At 41.6% G+C, this 17,956-nt stretch carries 21 protein-coding genes and 1 tRNA gene; 3 read left to right on the forward strand and 19 right to left on the reverse strand.

Going from position 1 to position 17,956, the window contains the following annotated elements:
- From ABLA33_RS04945 to ABLA33_RS04965, 5 genes are all read right to left on the reverse strand, one after another.
- Positions 1 to 820: beta-ketoacyl-ACP synthase III (locus tag ABLA33_RS04945; protein ID WP_347719471.1), on the reverse strand; the 820-nt coding region annotated here is incomplete at its 3' end.
- 108 nt (positions 821 to 928) lie between these two features.
- Positions 929 to 1,117 (reverse strand): 50S ribosomal protein L32, encoded by a 189-nt coding sequence (rpmF, locus tag ABLA33_RS04950; RefSeq protein ID WP_009346725.1) that lies wholly within the window; start codon positions 1,115 to 1,117, stop codon positions 929 to 931.
- Between the two features lie 43 nt (positions 1,118 to 1,160).
- Positions 1,161 to 1,634 carry a YceD family protein gene (locus tag ABLA33_RS04955; RefSeq protein ID WP_347719472.1) on the reverse strand — a complete coding sequence of 158 codons (474 nt, stop codon included), beginning with the start codon at positions 1,632 to 1,634 and terminating at the stop codon, positions 1,161 to 1,163.
- An 83-nt stretch (positions 1,635 to 1,717) separates the two neighbouring features.
- Positions 1,718 to 2,770 (reverse strand): glycosyltransferase, encoded by a 1,053-nt coding sequence (locus ABLA33_RS04960; protein WP_347719473.1) that lies wholly within the window; start codon positions 2,768 to 2,770, stop codon positions 1,718 to 1,720.
- Positions 2,771 to 2,900: 130 nt separating this feature from the next.
- On the reverse strand, positions 2,901 to 3,638 hold the full coding sequence (locus ABLA33_RS04965) for an RNA methyltransferase (RefSeq protein WP_347719474.1): 738 nt from the start codon (positions 3,636 to 3,638) through the stop codon (positions 2,901 to 2,903).
- A 269-nt stretch (positions 3,639 to 3,907) separates the two neighbouring features.
- On the opposite strand from ABLA33_RS04965, the gene ABLA33_RS04970 reads away from it, so the two are divergent.
- The 3 genes from ABLA33_RS04970 to ABLA33_RS04980 all read left to right on the forward strand — a co-directional run bounded on the left by ABLA33_RS04970 (position 3,908) and on the right by ABLA33_RS04980 (position 7,186).
- Positions 3,908 to 6,157 carry a BamA/TamA family outer membrane protein gene (locus ABLA33_RS04970; protein WP_347719475.1) on the forward strand — a complete coding sequence of 750 codons (2,250 nt, stop codon included), beginning with the start codon at positions 3,908 to 3,910 and terminating at the stop codon, positions 6,155 to 6,157.
- Positions 6,158 to 6,254: 97 nt separating this feature from the next.
- Positions 6,255 to 7,040 carry an MBL fold metallo-hydrolase gene (locus ABLA33_RS04975; RefSeq protein ID WP_347719476.1) on the forward strand — a complete coding sequence of 262 codons (786 nt, stop codon included), beginning with the start codon at positions 6,255 to 6,257 and terminating at the stop codon, positions 7,038 to 7,040.
- Positions 7,041 to 7,115: 75 nt separating this feature from the next.
- Positions 7,116 to 7,186 (forward strand) — tRNA-Cys (locus tag ABLA33_RS04980).
- Between the two features lie 310 nt (positions 7,187 to 7,496).
- Here the strand turns inward: ABLA33_RS04980 and ABLA33_RS04985 are convergent.
- From ABLA33_RS04985 to map, 14 genes are all read right to left on the reverse strand, one after another.
- Positions 7,497 to 7,961, reverse strand: a complete 465-nt coding sequence (locus tag ABLA33_RS04985; RefSeq protein ID WP_311491091.1) for a hypothetical protein — start codon at positions 7,959 to 7,961, stop codon at positions 7,497 to 7,499.
- Positions 7,951 to 8,457 (reverse strand): FHA domain-containing protein, encoded by a 507-nt coding sequence (locus ABLA33_RS04990; protein ID WP_347719477.1) that lies wholly within the window; start codon positions 8,455 to 8,457, stop codon positions 7,951 to 7,953. The genes ABLA33_RS04985 and ABLA33_RS04990 overlap by 11 nt, the downstream gene beginning before the upstream one ends.
- Positions 8,458 to 8,475: 18 nt before the next feature.
- Positions 8,476 to 9,477, reverse strand: a complete 1,002-nt coding sequence (locus tag ABLA33_RS04995) for an SPOR domain-containing protein (protein ID WP_347719478.1) — start codon at positions 9,475 to 9,477, stop codon at positions 8,476 to 8,478.
- Positions 9,478 to 9,531: 54 nt separating this feature from the next.
- Positions 9,532 to 10,815, reverse strand: coding sequence for an HU family DNA-binding protein (locus ABLA33_RS05000; protein WP_347719479.1), 1,284 nt, complete (start codon positions 10,813 to 10,815; stop codon positions 9,532 to 9,534).
- Between the two features lie 4 nt (positions 10,816 to 10,819).
- The gene (locus tag ABLA33_RS05005; protein ID WP_311491095.1) at positions 10,820 to 11,092 is read right to left on the reverse strand and encodes an HU family DNA-binding protein; all 273 of its coding nucleotides are present in this window, start codon (positions 11,090 to 11,092) and stop codon (positions 10,820 to 10,822) included.
- A gap of 11 nt (positions 11,093 to 11,103) precedes the next feature.
- Complete coding sequence (gene rimO, locus ABLA33_RS05010) at positions 11,104 to 12,393, reverse strand: 30S ribosomal protein S12 methylthiotransferase RimO (protein ID WP_347719480.1); 1,290 nt, start codon at positions 12,391 to 12,393, stop codon at positions 11,104 to 11,106.
- Between the two features lie 12 nt (positions 12,394 to 12,405).
- Positions 12,406 to 12,975 (reverse strand): phosphoribosylglycinamide formyltransferase, encoded by a 570-nt coding sequence (locus tag ABLA33_RS05015; RefSeq protein ID WP_347719481.1) that lies wholly within the window; start codon positions 12,973 to 12,975, stop codon positions 12,406 to 12,408.
- Positions 12,972 to 13,940 (reverse strand): signal recognition particle-docking protein FtsY, encoded by a 969-nt coding sequence (ftsY, locus tag ABLA33_RS05020; protein ID WP_347719482.1) that lies wholly within the window; start codon positions 13,938 to 13,940, stop codon positions 12,972 to 12,974. The genes ABLA33_RS05015 and ftsY overlap by 4 nt, the downstream gene beginning before the upstream one ends.
- A 122-nt stretch (positions 13,941 to 14,062) precedes the next feature.
- Positions 14,063 to 14,221, reverse strand: a complete 159-nt coding sequence (locus ABLA33_RS05025) for a DUF4295 domain-containing protein (protein ID WP_009346708.1) — start codon at positions 14,219 to 14,221, stop codon at positions 14,063 to 14,065.
- 12 nt (positions 14,222 to 14,233) lie between these two features.
- Positions 14,234 to 14,425 (reverse strand): 50S ribosomal protein L33, encoded by a 192-nt coding sequence (gene rpmG, locus ABLA33_RS05030; RefSeq protein WP_311491099.1) that lies wholly within the window; start codon positions 14,423 to 14,425, stop codon positions 14,234 to 14,236.
- A gap of 12 nt (positions 14,426 to 14,437) precedes the next feature.
- Entirely contained in the window at positions 14,438 to 14,698 is a 261-nt protein-coding gene (gene rpmB, locus ABLA33_RS05035) for a 50S ribosomal protein L28 (RefSeq protein ID WP_009346706.1), read from the reverse strand.
- A 213-nt stretch (positions 14,699 to 14,911) separates the two neighbouring features.
- A complete protein-coding gene (locus tag ABLA33_RS05040; RefSeq protein ID WP_315092342.1) occupies positions 14,912 to 15,427 on the reverse strand; it encodes a CinA family protein in 516 nt (171 codons plus the stop codon).
- A gap of 11 nt (positions 15,428 to 15,438) precedes the next feature.
- Positions 15,439 to 16,461 (reverse strand): tRNA (adenosine(37)-N6)-threonylcarbamoyltransferase complex transferase subunit TsaD, encoded by a 1,023-nt coding sequence (gene tsaD / locus ABLA33_RS05045; RefSeq protein ID WP_311491101.1) that lies wholly within the window; start codon positions 16,459 to 16,461, stop codon positions 15,439 to 15,441.
- 4 nt (positions 16,462 to 16,465) lie between these two features.
- The gene (gene map, locus ABLA33_RS05050; RefSeq protein WP_347719483.1) at positions 16,466 to 17,323 is read right to left on the reverse strand and encodes a type I methionyl aminopeptidase; all 858 of its coding nucleotides are present in this window, start codon (positions 17,321 to 17,323) and stop codon (positions 16,466 to 16,468) included.
- Positions 17,324 to 17,956 lie beyond the last annotated feature (633 nt).

Here is a 17,956-nt window from a genome sequence, read left to right on the forward strand (position 1 = left end):
TTGGAATCTCAAGACGATTGGCTACCGCTTCAATAATGCGGATATTAGCTTGATGGGGAAGCACCCAATTCAATGTTTCGTTATTCAATCCGTTTCGTTCTGCTATCTGAGCACTAACGTCACTCATATAAGTAACGGCGTACTTAAATACCGTGCGACCTTCTTGGTGGAGATAGTTCATGCGGCGGTCAATGGAGTAGTGAGAAGGAGGACAAACAGAGCCACCAGCCTTAACGCAAAGGAAGGGGAGCCCTAAACCATCAGTGCGGAGGATAGAATCTGTCCAACCTATTTCTTCTGTTGTTGGCTCCACCAATACTGCTGCAGCACCGTCGCCAAAGAGAGCGCAAGTGGAACGGTCTGTATAGTCAACAATGCTGGACATTTTCTCAGAGCAACAAACAATCACTTTCTTATAACGTCCACTTTGAATCATACATGCTGCCTGGTCCATCGCAAAGAGGAAGCCACAGCAAGCTGCCTGCAAGTCGATAGCGTAAGCATTTGTCATGCCTGTACGACCAATAACAATAGAGGATGTAGAAGGTACTTTGTAGTCTGGAGTCGTTGTTGCCACGATGAGGGCCTCCACGTCAAGCGGATCTGTTCCTGTCTTTTGGAGCAACTGCTTGACAGCTTTACGAGCCATGTAGCTCGTACCGAGCCCTTCTTCTTGTAGAATATGACGTTCCTTAATACCTACGCGAGACATAATCCACTCATCGTTGGTATCAACCATGCGCGAGAGTTCGTCGTTGTTTAGAATATAATCTGGAATATAGCCACCGACACCGGTGATTGTAGCATTGATTTTTTCCATAGAGATATTACAAAAAATTTAAGGTCTGACGTATAGAGAAATAGGACAGTATTAAATATGATTTCTGCCTCTTGCTCTAAACGTCAGACCTTTTAATTGAGAATCTGATTATTCAGCTGTTTCTTCCTGTGCTACTGCGAGCTTGCCGCGGTAGTAACCACAAGAAGGACATACCGTATGGTAGATATGCCAACCACCACAATTAGGACATGCAGCTAACGTAGGAGCTACTGCCTTATCGTGAGTTCTGCGCTTCAGAGTTCTCGTCTTTGATTGTCTTCTTTTGGGATGTGCCATGGTTCTATTTTATTTTAACTAGTTATAATTCTATTTTTATTTGCTAAGCATCGAGTTCGTCAATAGGCATTTCCGCAGAAAAGCGGGTGAGCATATCTTTATCACATTCACCTTCGGGGTGGACTCTCTCTAGGGGGAGAGATGTCACGGCAATCTCATATATGTCCCATGCGATGTTGTACATATTAGAGTTGTGAGGTACGAACTTTAGGTCGTAATCTGTTGTCTCTGTTTCATCACCATAGGAGACTCTCACTACATCTGAAGTGTTAATGTCAATAGAGAGTTCATCAAGGCAGCGATCACAGAGAACAATTACCGATCCTCGTAAGAAAATCTTAATTTGATAGATGTCTCCAGCTGTTTCACGTACCTTGACAGTTACATCGAGCCTTCCGCCTTTGATTTCATCTTGCTCGAGTTCAGCAAAGAAATCATCGTGCAGGGAGAAGTGTAAAGGCTCGACTCCGCTTGCAGCCTTCCTTATGTCTATCAGCATATTGTCCTTACTAGCCATAGCGGCTGCAAAATTAGAGATTTTAGCTTGAAGAACAAAATGAAATCTTTATTTTTTGAGTATTAAATCCTTTCTGCGTCTTGTCAGATGATGGGCCGGACAAAATCCTCTTGATGTCTTAAGCTTCTTATCTTATTTATAAAGGTGCGGAAAGGCTGAAGTATTGCGTAGAGATGAAGTGATACTCCATATTTACGAAGTTCTAATTGTTTTGTGAGCTGTCTAAAAAGAATGATGGGGGTGATTATCCAGCACACTAAGAGAATCAAGCTGAAGATATCCGTCAAAAGGTGTATGAGTTCATATGCTTCTGCGATTGTTGATTCGTAAATACGACTTGCTATATATATGCTTTCTATTAGTAAGAATAGATATGTAGCCCAGCTAGCAAACGCTTCCCGTAGTGTCCACCAATGTGCGTTCTTGCTGAGGTGTTTTCGAATAGCCGTAGAGTACATTCGCTCTTTATTAAGTACGGATGCATTGGGGAGTTCTTGAAGCATGGTAGCTCTTGTGTCCCATATAAAACTGGCATTCTCCTTCGTGGCCAATTGGTCAACGAGTAAAGCGCAACCACCAAAAGGAAGTTCTAAACTACCTGCAAAACCGTGATTATCAAGAAAAAATTGTTTTGAGATAATGAAGTTTGTTCCATCAGCTCCACAGGCTTTTCCTCGAGCACCTGCACGTAGTACGCGAAGTTGTGCGCAAAGACGTTCGTATATAGCTCGTCGTGCAAGACTACTACCGTCGTCTATATAATTTGCATATCCGATTGTGATGGGCTTTAGATTTTGAGACATTGTCTCGAGCCATAAATCGCTTATTGGGCGACAGTCGGGCGCTGTTAGAAGACACCATTCTGAATGTGCTGCTCGGATCCCTAATGTGAGTGCTAATTTCTGTTTGTCTATATAACGAGAAGTGGTTGGAACAAAGGTATGTCGAAGATTTCTGTACTTTGCTTCCATGCGTTTTAGAACATCACTCGTTTCTGCATTAGAGGCTATGTTTACCACCACGACCTCAAAAGAAGGATACTTCTGTTTGAGAATATACGGAAGATTTCGTTCTAGAAGTATCGCTTCCTTGGAGACAGGGATAATGACGGATATCTTAGGCTTTTCTTCTTTCACTGTTTTTGGTTGACATTTACATTTTTGAGGAAGTGTATAGTCACGCCAGCGTAAAAGATATAAAAGTAAGAGAGCTATGCTAGCTACTCCTAAAAGTATGATTTGGATATAGAAAAACATGATTAAAATGTTAAACCTTTTGTCGGAATGCTGCACAGGTAATAGCTGTAGCAATAGCCACATTTAAACTCTCCACAGTTTTACGGTTGGCAGGATAGTTAGGGATGAAGAGTTTTTCCGTCACCAGTTGTTCTACTTCTTTGCTAATACCGTTCCCTTCGTTACCCATTACTATAATTGCATTCTGTTGTAATTTTTTTTGGTAGATATTGTCGCCTTCTAAGAATGTTCCATAAATAGGTACGTTCTGTTGGCTCAAGAAAAAGGGGAGATCGACATAGTGAATATTCACGCGGGCGATAGCTCCCATAGAAGCTTGTACTACTTTAGGAGCATAAGCATCTGCTGTATTCAATGAGCAGTAAAGCGCATCAACACCAAACCAGTCGGCTAATCGAATGATTGTCCCTAAATTGCCTGGATCTTGTACGCAGTCAAGAGCTAATGATAAGCCAGAAGTTGAACAGATGCCCTCTGTCGGCTTTTCGAAAATGGCTAAAGCTTCTTGCGGTGCTTTTAGAAGCGAAGCTTGTTGTAGTTCCCTTTCTGTGATTTCCCTGATATTGTATGATTGAAATTCTGGGTGGCTGTCAATAAAATGCTTTGTTCCACACAGCATCTTACACGTACAAAGACCAACCAGCTCTCCTATAACTTTGGGACCTTCGGCAAGGAACACATTTTCCTTATCTCGATGTTTTTTCTGTGCAAGGGATTGGATGTATTTTATCTCGTTCTTTGTCAGCATAAATACAAGCTTCTTTTTGTTGCTGCAAAAGTACGAAAAAATCTCTTCTTATAAGTCCTGCGTAATTCCAGATTAAGCAGGAGTAATAAAAGGCTTCTTTGAGGGATTCCTATTATTTATGTATAAAGCATCTATGAAAATGTGGTATATTTGCAGGAATAAAATCGATAATTTTGAAAATCTCTATATTCTATAAGTTTGGATGTCTTCTCCTTCTAATAGGTTTTACAGCTTGTAATCCAACAAAATTTTTGCAAAAGGATGAAACAATGCTTCGTTCTGTGAAGATGACCTCGGATAATAAGTCGCTGAAGGTGGGAGATTATCGTTCGTATGTACGCCAAGAACCTAACGCGCGCTGGTTTAGTTTGCTGAAAGTACCTTTGGCTATCTATAGCATTTCTCAGTCCGACACTACACGCCGTGCCGGCCGCTTCTTTCGTCGTATAGGACAGGCTCCCGTAGTCTACGACTCTACTATGGCAGAGTTTTCACGTAGAAGCTTAGAAGCAGCATTGCAGGCAAAAGGATATATTCATGCTTCTGTCCATACTGATGTTACAACAAGGAAGCGTAAGACAGATGTGATTTATCATTTGCAGCCTGGGCATCGCTACTATGTTGCAAATCTTTACACAATAGTAGATGATAAGGAAATGCAGAGGCAAATCGATAGTTTATCGGCCAAAAGTTTGCTCTATAAAGGGATGCCTTTCGATGCAACAGTTCTTAGCGAAGAAAGAAGTCGAATTATCGCAGGACTCCTAAATGCTGGTTATTACCGGTTACAAAAAGATTATGTGAAGTTTCGTGTAGATACAGTTTCCAATGATATGGGCGTTGATTTAACTATGACTTTTTCACGTCCCGTGGGGGTAGATAGTACTAAGGATTATGAGCGTTTCACTGTGCGTAGGTTGGATCTCTATGAAGGTTCTTCTGCTTTCCCCTTGTCTACTACTATGGAGTCTCAGAAAGCTTTATCTATTGATGGCTTTTCTTTCCAAAGTGACGCTAAGAATCCTTTACGCACGAAAGTTCGGAAGACAGTGTATCTAAACCATATACGTTTGCGCCCTGATAGTTTGTATCGTGAATTAAATGTTCAGGATTCATATTCTATGCTCAATAGTTTGCCGATAGTTAGTTATTCCTCGATTCGCTTTCAAGAAGTGCCTGGAAGCAAACCTCAACTGGATGCAGACATACAAGTAGTACGTAACAAGCTGAATAGTATTAGTTCTGAATTGGAAGGAACAAACACAAACGGTGATTTAGGGGCTGCAGTAGCGGTAACATACACAAATCGCAATCTCTTTCAAGGGGCAGAAGCCCTGTCGTTGAAGCTAAGAGGTGCATACGAGGCTATTCGTGGCTTGGAAGGTTATAAAGACGAAAACTATTTGGAGTATAGTGCAGAACTTTCTTTGCGTTTTCCCGCCACACGACTTCCTTTTAGTTTCCGCCGAGGGACTAAACAACTCATGGTGACTAGTGGTGTGTCTTTCATGTACGACTCTCAGAATCGTCCAGAATTTCACCGTCGCGTTTTAACGGGGGATTGGGCTTTCCGTTGGCGAAATTCTTCTCATCCAGGTTTCCAACACCGCCTCGATATGATAAGTCTCAATTATGTTTTTGTCCCTTGGATTTCATCAACATTTCGTCGTAATTATTTGGATGGAACAGATCCCCGAAACTCCATACTTAGGGCTAATTATGAGGATCTCTTTATCATGCGGTGGGGATATTCTTTTATCTATAATAGTCAGCAGGATAAGATGCTGCAGAATTCGCTATTAGGCAGTGTGTCTAATCTCACGCGGGGATGGCAATTAAAATATAATATAGAAAGTGCAGGAAACTTACTGCGTGGAATGAGTGCGCTAATCGGCGCAAAGAAGAACCGAAATGGGCAATATGAAATGTTTAATATTGCCTATTCTCAATATATTAAAACCGATGTGGATTTTGTACGATGTATTCAATTTGATGAACGAAATAGTCTGGCCTTTCATGCAGCCTTCGGTATAGCAATCCCTTATGGCAACTCTTCGATTATTCCGTATGAAAAACGCTATTTTGCAGGTGGAGCAAACAGTGTTCGTGGCTGGGCTGTTCGTGGGCTGGGACCAGGCTCTTATGCGGGTAAGAACGGAGAGATTGACTTCATAAAGCAAACGGGTAATATGAAGCTTGATTTGAGTGCAGAATGGCGTACTCATTTGTTTTGGAAACTAGATGGTGCAGCCTTTGTTGATGCAGGTAATATTTGGAACACAAGAGACTATATTAACCAAGATGGTGGTAAGTTTAAGTTTAGTGAATTTTATAAACAAATAGCAGTAGCCTATGGAATTGGGTTTCGCTTCAATTTGAGTTATTTTATTCTTCGCTTCGATTTAGGCATGAAAGCCATTAATCCTGTTTATTCTTCGGTAAAAGAACATTATCCAATTATTCGTCCGCGTTTATCGCGTGATATTGCTTTTCATTTTGCTGTAGGACTACCATTCTAGTCTTCTATAAAGATATTAATGAAGAGAAAAGGCTACTATTATATAAAACATTGGTAATAAATTGCTACTTTTGCCAAGACAAAATATAATCACTAAAATGAAATTTATTAGCTTCGGTTCAGGTAGTAGTGGCAATTGCTATTATTTGCTCGAGGACGGCTTTGGCTTAGTTATCGATCAAGGTATTGGCATACGTAGCTTTAAACGTTATTTCCGCGATTATGGACTGTCACAAGGAGAAATAAGTGCCATTTTAGTAACACATGATCACACAGACCATGTTAAGGCGGTAGGAGCAATAAGCCAGGAATATCACCTACCAGTCTATGCTGCTGGGAAAGTTCATGAAGGGATGGAGAACAATTATTTAATGTCGAAAAAAATTGCTGAAAATAACAAGCGCGTTCTCATGCCAGGTGAAAAGATTGTCTTGGGGCCTTTTACAATTACAGCTTTTGAAGTACCACATGATGCTAGTGCAAATAATGGATACTTTATTACGACTAACTCTACCAACTTTTGCTTGATGACAGATTGTGGAAAGATTACAGAAGAGATGTGTCGTTTCATTAATCAGGCTGAGAACTTAGTTATAGAGGCAAATTATGATGAAGCCATGCTTATGACTGGCCCTTATCCGCTTTATCTGAAGAATCGAATTCAGAGTGGTTTAGGTCATAGTAGTAATGTAGAAACTGCTTCAGCGCTGGTTTCTTCTTTATCCCCACTCATTAAGCGCATTTGGCTTTGCCATTTAAGTGAAGAAAACAATCATCCTGAGTTGTGCAGAAAAACTATTCAAGAAGCATTAGATAGTGTAGGGTGTACAGCAGAGTTGTGCGTCTTGAAGCGAAGGATACCAACAGGTTTCTTTGATTTGTGAAAAAGTTAATAATTAATTTGGTCAGTCCAAACTTTTCTAATATCTTTGCACTCGCAAATCAGAAATGATAGCAATGGTACCTTGACCGAGTGGCTAGGTAGCGGTCTGCAAAACCGTCAACAGCAGTTCGAATCTGCTAGGTACCTCTTCAAAAAAAGGATTCACAAGTGTGAATCCTTTTCTTGTTTTAGAATCTTGCTAATTTTTCTTACTTCATGCTCTTTATCCGCAATATACCTGAAGGAGTATTGCTGATATTTGTATGTGGGAAAAGTTCTCTCCTTTTGGATAATGTCAATATCGTCTATGAGTCTTTGGGTAGAAGAGCTGCTGTGCTATAAGAAGGAAACGTATATATAATAAGCGTATCAGGTGATAGTCTTATTCTATTTGCTGACATCCTTATTGTATTTGAAAACACAACAAGGATGTTTACACTTATCTATGATTTTTATTTTATGGAAGTTTTTCGGCCTTTCGTGTGAAGATCATTTCATCTGCAATTTTTACAAGTTTTCGCCCTATAGCTTTACTGACATTGTTTCCATTTTTCGTGGAGTAAACGTAGGTATTATCAGCTTTTCGGGTAAAAAGAATAGTTTGGGAGTCTGAACCAATATCATTGGTGAATCTTAGTTCGGCTTGGTTGCCTTGAATCTTATAGTTAGTGAGCATCCATACACCATAGAGATATTGACTGGCATCTCCTTTCATATAGCCGTTCATTTTCCCGAGAAATTCGTAGCCTGGAACAGATATAGATTCATGATAAAGGTCGATGACCAGTTGAACATGATAACGAGGAGAATAGAACTCACCCTTGAAAATACTATCATTGGCAGTTTCTGTTGATGCTGATTGGGCAAATAGAGCAGATACTGTCATGCAGAAAAAAAGTATGCAGAATAGTTTATGCTTCATCGTCTGTTTGAAGTTTCAGAATAATAGTGGCAGCTCCAATATTGATGATACTACCGTTTTCAATTGTGGCTCTCTCACGATCATTCAGAATTTCGCCTTGCAGAAAAGTACCTGTCCCCGAAGGTGCATCTCGAAGAGTGATGGTTGTTCGTCCATCTTTGAGAGGCTTTACATTCACAATGCAATGAGTGGTATCGATACTAGGATCCACAGTTTTGAACGCAGCATTAGCTTTTGTTCCTTTAACGAAGCGGCCTATGATATTGTCGCCTTCGTAGAGTGGAATATCAGTCTTGAGCTGGAAATCGTTTTCAAGAACAGTGAGTATTCCAAAAGTGGGACGTTCTTCTTCTTTTTCTGCGTTTGTTCGTGGAATACGAATCTTAAATTGTTTTTGACATTCAGGACAGCCGAACACGAGGATGCGTCCAGGTTCGTAGAGTCTATCGTCAAACGATATAGCAGTGTCACATTTAGGACAGCGTATGCGTTTCATAAAAAAATAAAAGTTGGACTACTTGAGGTGCATTACCCAAGGAGAACTAATTGCTGGATTGTTGCTCAATGCGTGGAGTTGTTGATAGGCTTCACTCTCTGTTTTATAATGTCCATAAATGACACGAGTGGTCTTCCCTATATGAATCTCAGCTTCTTTTAATCCTTTGCTATGAAGCGATTTCACATAGGTCTCTGCATTTTTGCCGGAGACCTTTGAGGCTAAGACAATGGTGTAGGGTTTTGATTCTTCACGCGTGGTAGTGGTCTCAGTATTAGTTTGTCCTTTTTGTACATCTTGTTGTGTTTGTAGAGCAGGCCTTTTTGGTAAAGCTTCTTTTGGAGCCGCTTGCTTGTGAGCTGGTCTTGAGAATATAAGTTCACTTTGCAGAATTGTGGCTCTTTGATTGCCTGTATCGATAGTCCCAACAGGTGTAGCCCAAAGAAAGTAGGACACTACGGCTATCATTACAGCAGCAATGTAGTTTACAACCTCCCGATTGATTGTAATTGTATAATCATCTTTTTTCTTTCCTCCTTTTACAGAAAGAATAGGAGAGGGGGACGTTTCTTCTTTTGCAGGTAAGTCCTCTTGATGGATATTGAGAAGTTCCAATGCATAAGAGTCCAATCCATACAAGCAAGGCGATATAATCCCTGCAGGAATAGGTTCGAAGTCGTAGTGACCTTCAAGATTGTGAAGAAGTTTCCCAATATTCCCTATTTCAACACTTCCTGTTTCTTGTAGTTTGTGCTTGAGGATTTTTACTTCTTTCTCGATATTCTTTTGAGCTTGCTGATAAGTGAGGTGGTATGCTTGCATATATGACTGGATGAGCAAGCCGTCATTCATCGTTAGGCGTGGATTAAAGCCTACGCTTCTCAGGGGGGGGAGAAATAACTGTTCATCGGCAACAAGGCGTGCCGGAACATATTGCGTGACAAAGCCCCCTAGGCCCGGGACAATGACACAGCAATGCTCCAACAATAAGTTTCCTATATGTTTCGATAATTCAGTCATCGTGGCAAAGTTACAGAATATCTTCTTTCTTCTGTATAAATAGAATTATAAATCTTAATTTTTTTTCTCGAGTTGCGGGAGTTTTATTACGCTACCAATTGTAATAATGTCTGGATTTTCTATCTTATTAAAGAAAATAATGTATTTAGCAAAATCGCGGTCTCCGTAGGTTTGCTTAGCTAATCTGTAAAGATTTTCTCCACTTTGTAGTTTGTGTGTGCCAATAACGCCTACAATCTTATAGTTGCTACCTTCCATTTGTGCGTACTTATCTTCTGGTCGCAACTGAGGAGTGAGAGAAGCAGCAGGAGCGGTAGTCTGTGGGAGATCATCGGGCTTGTTCGCTTCCTTAGTCTTCGTAGATTTTCTTTGTGAGGAATCAGCCGGTGCAGTTGTTGAGCTTGCTTGTGGAGCAGAAGCTGTGTGGTTAGACATTGTTGAAATTTTAGCTGTTTCCATGTGCTCGCCAAAGATGTGATAATAACCTGCAAAATAAAAGGCGGTTAATAGTGTTAAGCTACATAGTATGACGCTCACAACTTTCAATAGACGTATTATACTATGACTTGCTGGAGACTTTTGTTCTTCTATTCTGTCTTCTTCAGCATTATCCATACTGTCTGTTTCGTATTTATAGTTTTCAGAATGCCTCTCTTTTGTGGGAATAAAAGAAGTTCCTTCAGAGATTTCAATGAGTGGAGACTTTTCTTGTTCTAATGAATCCTGTACTTCTAAATTGTTGTCAAGGGAACTAATATCTTCTCTTTTGCTAGATTTTTTTACCTCTGGTGAAACGCTACAATTAGATTCTTCCTTGATAAGAATATCTTCTGTGGATACAGAATCTTCTGGGAGCATAGTATGTTCTGAAATCAAATCTTCTTCATTTTTAGAACTGGTTTCAGTTTGTGCTGTTGTTTCATTTTCAACGAGAGCCTTAGTAGCCTCCTTTTCAGCTAATTCAATTTCTAAAGCAACTTTGCTGTCTATTTCTGCAAGATCGCTATCTTTAATATCTTCATTAAGTGTTACGGTCTGGAATTGTGCAAAGGGCTTATTGATAGATTCTTTTAGTAAGGTGTCGGGTGTGAATGTGATTTTCGGATGACTACTAATCTGAATCCGCTCTCCCGTGTTCACATTGATACTCTCTCGTTCTCCTACAATAATAATCTTGAAGGTACCAAACCCTTTTATTTTTACAAACTTATCATCGATAAGGCCAGATTCAACCGTGTCGAAAAAACTGCGAATGAAAGTTTCAGCATTTTTCTTTGAGATGCCTTGGTATTGAGCAAAGAAAGTTGCAAGATCTTGTGGTGAATACTTGGTGTTCATTAGCTTATTGGGCTTTATCCTTGAGTGTGTTGCTTGCTTTGAATGCAATGGTAAGTTTGGGAGGGACAAGCATACGTTGCTTTGTTGAAGGATTTATAAGGATACGTTCCATTTTCTTTTTGATTTCAAAAGAACCGAAATTTTGGATGGCCAGCGTATCGCCTTCCTCCAATTTCTCAGAAAGAGCTTTAGAGAAAGCTTCAATAATTGTCTGTATGTCTTGAGGAGTTGTTTCAAGACGCGCAGCCAAATTGTTGAGGAAATCTTTATTATTCATAGTCGTAGTGTCTATTTCAGTGTAGTTCCATATAAGTCGTATTCATCAGAATCTACAATGTCTACGTTGTAGAACTTTCCAATCGTGAGTCCCTCCGTGACAGGAATAAGAACTTCACAATCCACTTCTGGAGAGTCAAATTCTGTTCGGCCGATAAAGAATTCTCCTTCCTGTCGATCAACGATAGTTTTATAAATCTTACCAACTTTTTCAGCGTTTAATTCCGTTGAAATCTCCATTTGAAGTTCCATCAGTTTGTCTACTCGTTCTTGCTTTACTTCTTCTGAGATATCATCTTCATAGTGGAGAGCTGCAAAAGTTCCTTCTTCTTCGCTATAGGCAAAAACACCCATGCGATCGAAGCGGGTGTCACGAACAAAATTATAGAGTTCTTTGAAGTCTTCTTCTGTTTCACCAGGGAAGCCAACTAGGAGTGTTGTGCGGATACACAGATTGGGAACTTCTTCTCGCATCTTCTTGATAAGATTGAGTGTTTCCTGCTTCGTAACATGACGCCGCATTCGTTGCAGTACGTTGTCGCTGATATGCTGTAATGCGATGTCTAGGTAATTACACACATTGTTGTTTTCCTTGATGACACGAAGTAAGTCAGTAGGGAAGTCATTAGGGTAGGCGTAATGTAAGCGAATCCATTCTACTCCAGGTATCTTAGCCATTTCCTCAACTAATTCAGCAATCATTGGCTTATTATGGAGGTCGATGCCATAGTAAGTGAGTTCTTGTTCAATTACCTGGAATTCTTTTACTCCTTGTGCAACTAGTTCTCTGACTTCATCAAGAATCTCTTCTTTGGGGCGACTTACATGGTGGCCTGTGATGAGCGGGATAGCACAGTAAGCACACATTCTATTACATCCCTCTGCAATCTTAATATACGCATAGTGTGAGGGAGTTGTTAGGACACGTTCTCCGAGAGTTTGGGTATCGTAGTCGGACTGAAGATCTTTCAGCAAATCCTTCCAATTGAATTTTCCATAGAATTTATCTACTTGTGGGATTTCTGCTTTTAGTTCGTCCATGTATCGTTCAGAGAGGCAGCCCATAACGAAGACTTTCTTTAGCTTTCCTGCATCTTTCTGATTGCAAAGATTAAGAATCATGTTGATACTCTCTTCCTTTGCAGAAGTGATAAAGCCACAGGTATTGATGACTGCTATATCACCGTGTGTCTCGTTCGGATTGTGGTATGCTTTAAATCCGTGTTCTGCAAACTGATTCATGAGACGCTCTGAGTCTACAAGGTTTTTGGAGCATCCCATGGTGATAATATCTATATTCATTGAGTGAATTTCTTATTTTTCAATGTTTTGAAGTATGACTTCTTCTATGATTTTAGGGAAATGTTCAAGTTCGAGTTGGTGCTCTTTGTTTGCAATCTCCTCGATGCTATCGTTTGTACTGATATGCGTTTTTATTTGTGCTATAATTTCTCCGCCATCACAGATGTTTGAAACGTAGTGGACAGTCATGCCTGTTTCTTTCTCTCTTGCGTCTTTCACTGCTTTATGGACATGCTGTCCGTACATTCCTCTTCCTCCGTATTTAGGAAGTAGGGCTGGGTGGAGGTTGATAATCCTTTTGGGGTAGGCATCTATGAGGTAGTCCGGTATCATCAATAGAAAGCCTGCTAGAACAATGAAATCTACATCTCTCAGGAGTGGAAGTAGTTGTTGGGGGATTGAAAAAACTTCTTTAGTTGCTATGCAGGTGGGTATGCCTAATGCTTTTGCTCTTTCCAACCCGTAAGCGTCTTTTTTGTTGCTAACGACAAGTGAGACATTTATGTAGGCATTGTCCGCAAAGTAACGAATGATGTTTTCGCAGTTTGTTCCTTCTCCTGAGATGAAGATTGCAAGATTCATTTGTTTTTATCTTCTTCAAACAGACTTTCTACAAAGCTCTTGCTATTGAAAGGTTGCAAGTCTTGCATCCTTTCACCAAGTCCTATGTATTTTACTGGTACTTTAAGTTGGTGTGAGATGCCAAGCACTACACCACCTTTTGCTGTTCCATCAAGCTTTGTGATGGCAAGACTAGTAACGTCTGTAGCTTTGGTGAATTGTTTCGCTTGTTCGAATGCATTTTGTCCTGTTGACCCGTCGAGGACAAGTAGAATTTCGTTGGGAGCATCAGGCACAACTTTTTTCATGACATTTTTGATTTTTGTCAATTCGTTCATGAGGCCCACTTTATTGTGGAGTCGTCCTGCGGTGTCGATGAGGACTATGTCTGCGTCGTTGGCTTTTGCTGATGAGAGGGTGTCGAAAGCCACGCTAGCAGGGTCGCTGCCCATTTGTTGTTTTACAACGGGGACTCCTACACGTTCTCCCCAGATGCAGAGTTGTTCAACAGCTGCTGCTCGAAAAGTATCGGCCGCGCCTAGGTATACGCGTTTCCCTTCTTGTTTGAATTGGTAGGCAAGTTTTCCGATAGTAGTGGTTTTTCCTACTCCGTTTACTCCTACTACCATTATGACGTATGTTTTTTTGTCTGCGGGGATAACGAAGCCTTCTCCGTTGTTGTTGCCTGTTTCAACGAGGAGGATTTCTATTTCTTCGCGCAGGATGCGATTCAATTCAGATGCACCCACGTATTTGTCGCGGGCTACGCGCTCTTCTATTCTTTTTATGATTTCGACGGTTGTTTCTACGCCTACGTCGGAAGTGATGAGAACCTCTTCAAGGTTGTCAAGAACTTCGTCGTCGACTTTTGCTTTTCCTGCAACAGCGCGGGCAATCTTATTGAAAACGCTACTCTTGGTTTTTTGTAGTCCTTGGTCAAGTACCTCTTTTTGCTCCTTTTTGCTAAATAAATTGAAAAATCCCATTGCCTTGATATTATGTGAGAACGACTTTTCTTGTTCTGCAAATTTACAATTTTTTTCTGATAACAACGATAAAACCCAGAGCTTTGGCTCTGGGTTTTATCGTTGTTATCAGAAGGGACTTATTAGTTCTTGAAGAATTCTTGAACTTTGTCATTAGGAACCATCTGCTCATCAAAGACGTAAGCACCAGTCTTCGGACTCTTAACCATCTTGATGACTTTTGTGTAGGAACGGCCGTCGGTTCTACCTTCCTGCAACGTTGCGACTGCTTTCTTTGCCATAGTGCTTTATCTTTATTTAATTTCTTTGTGAATGGTCATACGACGGAGAATGGGGTTGTATTTCTTCACCTCCAAACGTTCCGGCGTATTCTTACGGTTCTTCGTCGTGATATAGCGAGATGTACCGGGCAGACCGCTTTCCTTCATTTCTGTGCATTCTAGAATAACCTGAACGCGATTACCTTTAGCTTTCTTTCCTGCCATGATGTTTAAATATTAACCGATTACTTTAATAGAGTTCCAGTCGCAATAACCTTTGGCAACCGCGTTGTTCAACGCAGCGTCAAGGCCAACCTTATTGATAAGGCGAAGACCAGCAGCACTGATGCGAAGCTGAATCCAGCAATCCTGCTCTACATAGTAGAACTTTTTACGGAACAGGTTCACGTCAAAACTGCGCTTTGTGCGACGCTTTGATTTGGAAACATTGTTGCCAATCATGGCTTTCTTTCCGGTGATCTGACAAATTTTAGACATTGCTATCTACTTGTTTTTTTATTCGTTGTTAGTGTACTTTCCCAATACGAGGTGCAAAGTTAGTGTAAAATAAACGAAGAACAAAATAATTTTATACCTTTTTTGTTTTTTTTCTTTGCCTAGCCATTACAACTCATTGTTTTGTCGGAAGTCGGGGGCTTGGGGTGGTGAGGAGGTTGAAGTCCCGTTCTTAACGATAAGTTGCTCTTTCGATTAATCCTCTTTCGGGCAATTTTCTTTGAGGTAGTCGAGGAGTATGTGGATGGCCTTATTGGTGGCGCTTTCTAAATTGCGTTCACGGCCATTGTCTTCTTCAATCTTGTAGGTGACGATGTTGTCGCTAGAGCCTACGGCTATCCAGATTGTTCCTATTAGTACGCCGGGGCGGCCTGTGCCGTCGGGGCCGCCAGGACCTGCAAAGCCACTGATGGCTACTGCGTAGTCGCTACCAAACATCTTGTTGGCACCGGCTACCATTTCCCTTACTACTTCTTCGCTCACTACACTGTGTTGCTCGATGGTTTCGGGGGATACACCGAGGTACTTCACTTTGAGCTCGGTGGCGTAGCAAACTAGGCCTCCTATATAATAATTAGAGCTTCCAGGTTGTGCCGTGATGATGCTGCTAATCCGCCCTGCGGTGCAACTCTCGGCTGTGGAGAGTGTTTTTTTGGAGTTCCACAGGAGTTCGTTGATTTCTTTACTGACTAATCTTACATCAAAGTCCATATTGTGAGGTTTTATAGTGTTGTACGTGAGTAGGCTGGTTTGTCGATAGGACAGAAGTCTTTGTCTAAGTATTTGTAATAGCCTGTAATGGCTATCATGGCTGCGTTGTCGGTAGTATAGCCAAACTTAGGGATGTAGATGGTCCATTGTTTGTTGTCTTGCCTGGTCTTGAAGGCTTCGCGTAGTGCTGTGTTGGCACTCACGCCTCCGCTGAGAGCTACTTCTGTGATGCCGGTTTCTTTTACGGCTTGTGTAAGCTTCTTCATGAGGATGTCTACGATGGTTTTCTCCAATGAAGCTGCAAGGTCTTCTTTGTGGTGTTCTACAAAGTCGGGATCTCTCTTTATTTCATCGCGTAGGAAATAGAGGAAAGAGGTTTTCAGACCGCTAAAGCTATAGTCGAGACCTGCTATGTGGGGCTTGGCGAAGGTGTAGGCATTGGGATTACCTTGACGTGCCAGTTTGTCGATGATGGGGCCGCCTGGATAGCCAAAGCCCATCACTTTCGAACATTTGTCCATGGCTTCGCCTGCGGCGTCGTCGATGGTCTGTCCGAGTATTTCCATGTCGTTGTAGGCGTTCACCTTTACTATTTGAGAGTTGCCGCCACTCACCATTAGGCAGAGGTAGGGGAAGGGTGGGACGCGTAATTCCTCTCCTTCTGTCAAAATGAAGTGTGCCAGAATGTGCCCTTGCAGGTGGTTGGCCTCGATAAGAGGGATGTCTAGGGAGGTGGCAAGGCCTTTGGCAAAGCTAACACCAACGTGAAGTGATCCCATGAGACCAGGGCCTAGGGTTACGGTGATGGCTGATAATTGTTCTTTGGTTATACCTGCTTGCTTGAGTGCTTGATCTACAACGGGCACTATATTCTGCTGGTGTGCACGTGAAGCAAGTTCGGGCACTACGCCTCCGTAGGCCTTATGAACGGCTTGCGAGGCTGTGATGTTGCTAAGTAGGTAGCCGTTTTTTATAACGGCAGCGCTCGTATCGTCACAGCTGCTTTCTATTCCTAATATATATATATCGTTCATCGTTCTAATAAGTCAAGATTTCAACTCCATCTTCTGTCATGAGGAAGGTGTGTTCCCATTGTGCGCTGGGGAGCTCGTCTTCTGTCACAACGGTCCAGTTATCGTCGGAGTCGATAAATACTTCTCGCCCTCCCATGTTAATCATCGGCTCTATGGTGAAAACCATGCCTGGCACGAGGAGCATTCCGTCTTGGTGGGTGTCGTAGTGGTTCACTTCTGGTTCGTCGTGGAAAACGAGTCCTACGCCGTGACCACAGAATTCCTCTACAACGCTATATCCGTTGCTGTGGGCATGCTTACCGATGGCTTTACCTACATCGCCAATGAAGCCCCATGGCTTTGCTGCTGCTGCGCCAATATCGAGACATTCTTTGGTCACTCTGACGAGGCGTTCTTTTTCTGGCGTGGTTTTGCCAATGATAAACATTCTGCTGGCATCGCTAAAGTAGCCGTCTTTGATGGTTGAAACGTCTACATTAATGATGTCGCCCTCTTCGAGAATATCATCTTCTGAGGGGATACCGTGACATACCACTTCGTTGATGCTCGTACATACGCTCTTGGGGTAGCCTTCGTAGTTGAGATCTGCGGGTATGGCCCCGTGTGCGGTGGTGTATTCGTATACGATGCGGTCGATTTCTTCTGTACTCATTCCGGTGCATATTTTCTCTGCCACGGCATCAAGAACGCCTGTATTGATTGCGCTTGAGCGGCGGATGCCTGTTATCTGTTCTTCGTTTAGAACTAAATGGCGAGGAGGGACAATGTGTCCTTGGTTTTGCAACTCCAGGATACGTTTGTCGAAGTCGGTCATCTGCTGACCTTTGGGCACAAACCAATTTCTTTTTCTTAAGCTGAACATGTCTTCTGCTTCTTATTTTGTGTCCAAAAATACAAAGAAAAAACTGAAAAACGGTAAATATTGCGGATTATAGTGTGTGTTCTGTAGATATTTCCAATCTGAAGAGAGCGTCAAGGCTGTTGAGGCTTGGTTTGGGGGATTTGGACAAAAAGTTATGTTTGTCCAGAAAAGATGTGTTTGTATTTGAAGTTCCTGTAGAGGCATGAAAGAATTCGCGATTTATGCCTAAATCTAGAAAACTGTGCTAATTTGGGCTAGGCTGTGCTTCTGAGGGGCTCTTTTAGGGTGCTTTGTTTGTTTTGAAGAGAAATATTATTAGTGTATGGCTTTCTTGTGTCGTACTACAATGTGTTGTGTTCTCACTATTGACTGCGATAGTCTACTTTTGCGCTTTTGGGGTACGAGAAGGGGGGGTAGGGTGATTCATTGATATGTGTTGCGTGGTTATTGATTTCTGTGTATAGAGCAACTGTTGTATGTCTACTTTATCTCTAGGGAAAAGTCTAAGAGTACGAAAGTTGCGAACGGAAAAGTGAGAGACGAGGGTGAGAAATATTTACATTTATAGCTTTTTCTATGAAGTGACTCTTTCGTGTTGGTTTTTGGTATTGTTTTGATTGAGTTTTTTCTTAT

It is taken from the genome of uncultured Alloprevotella sp., from assembly GCF_963536905.1.
Taxonomy (GTDB): domain Bacteria; phylum Bacteroidota; class Bacteroidia; order Bacteroidales; family Bacteroidaceae; genus Alloprevotella.

Excerpts from the sequence above, each read along its gene's own strand:
- ABLA33_RS04955 (WP_347719472.1), bottom strand. The coding sequence starts at position 1,634 with ATGGCTAGTAAGGACAATATGCTGATAGACATAAGGAAGGCTGCAAGC.
- ABLA33_RS05025 (WP_009346708.1), bottom strand. The coding sequence starts at position 14,221 with ATGGCAAAGAAAGCAGTCGCAACGTTGCAGGAAGGTAGAACCGACGGC.
- ABLA33_RS05000 (WP_347719479.1), bottom strand. The coding sequence starts at position 10,815 with ATGAACACCAAGTATTCACCACAAGATCTTGCAACTTTCTTTGCTCAA.
- ABLA33_RS04970 (WP_347719475.1), top strand. The coding sequence starts at position 3,908 with ATGCTTCGTTCTGTGAAGATGACCTCGGATAATAAGTCGCTGAAGGTG.
- ABLA33_RS04985 (WP_311491091.1), bottom strand. The coding sequence starts at position 7,961 with ATGAAGCATAAACTATTCTGCATACTTTTTTTCTGCATGACAGTATCT.
- tsaD (WP_311491101.1), bottom strand. The coding sequence starts at position 16,461 with ATGAACGATATATATATATTAGGAATAGAAAGCAGCTGTGACGATACG.
- ABLA33_RS04995 (WP_347719478.1), bottom strand. The coding sequence starts at position 9,477 with ATGACTGAATTATCGAAACATATAGGAAACTTATTGTTGGAGCATTGC.
- rpmB (WP_009346706.1), bottom strand. The coding sequence starts at position 14,698 with ATGTCTAAAATTTGTCAGATCACCGGAAAGAAAGCCATGATTGGCAAC.
- ABLA33_RS05015 (WP_347719481.1), bottom strand. The coding sequence starts at position 12,975 with ATGAATCTTGCAATCTTCATCTCAGGAGAAGGAACAAACTGCGAAAAC.
- rpmF (WP_009346725.1), bottom strand. The coding sequence starts at position 1,117 with ATGGCACATCCCAAAAGAAGACAATCAAAGACGAGAACTCTGAAGCGC.
- map (WP_347719483.1), bottom strand. The coding sequence starts at position 17,323 with ATGTTCAGCTTAAGAAAAAGAAATTGGTTTGTGCCCAAAGGTCAGCAG.
- ABLA33_RS05040 (WP_315092342.1), bottom strand. The coding sequence starts at position 15,427 with ATGGACTTTGATGTAAGATTAGTCAGTAAAGAAATCAACGAACTCCTG.
- ABLA33_RS04975 (WP_347719476.1), top strand. The coding sequence starts at position 6,255 with ATGAAATTTATTAGCTTCGGTTCAGGTAGTAGTGGCAATTGCTATTAT.
- ABLA33_RS05005 (WP_311491095.1), bottom strand. The coding sequence starts at position 11,092 with ATGAATAATAAAGATTTCCTCAACAATTTGGCTGCGCGTCTTGAAACA.
- ABLA33_RS04965 (WP_347719474.1), bottom strand. The coding sequence starts at position 3,638 with ATGCTGACAAAGAACGAGATAAAATACATCCAATCCCTTGCACAGAAA.
- rimO (WP_347719480.1), bottom strand. The coding sequence starts at position 12,393 with ATGAATATAGATATTATCACCATGGGATGCTCCAAAAACCTTGTAGAC.
- ABLA33_RS04990 (WP_347719477.1), bottom strand. The coding sequence starts at position 8,457 with ATGAAACGCATACGCTGTCCTAAATGTGACACTGCTATATCGTTTGAC.
- ftsY (WP_347719482.1), bottom strand. The coding sequence starts at position 13,940 with ATGGGATTTTTCAATTTATTTAGCAAAAAGGAGCAAAAAGAGGTACTT.
- rpmG (WP_311491099.1), bottom strand. The coding sequence starts at position 14,425 with ATGGCAGGAAAGAAAGCTAAAGGTAATCGCGTTCAGGTTATTCTAGAA.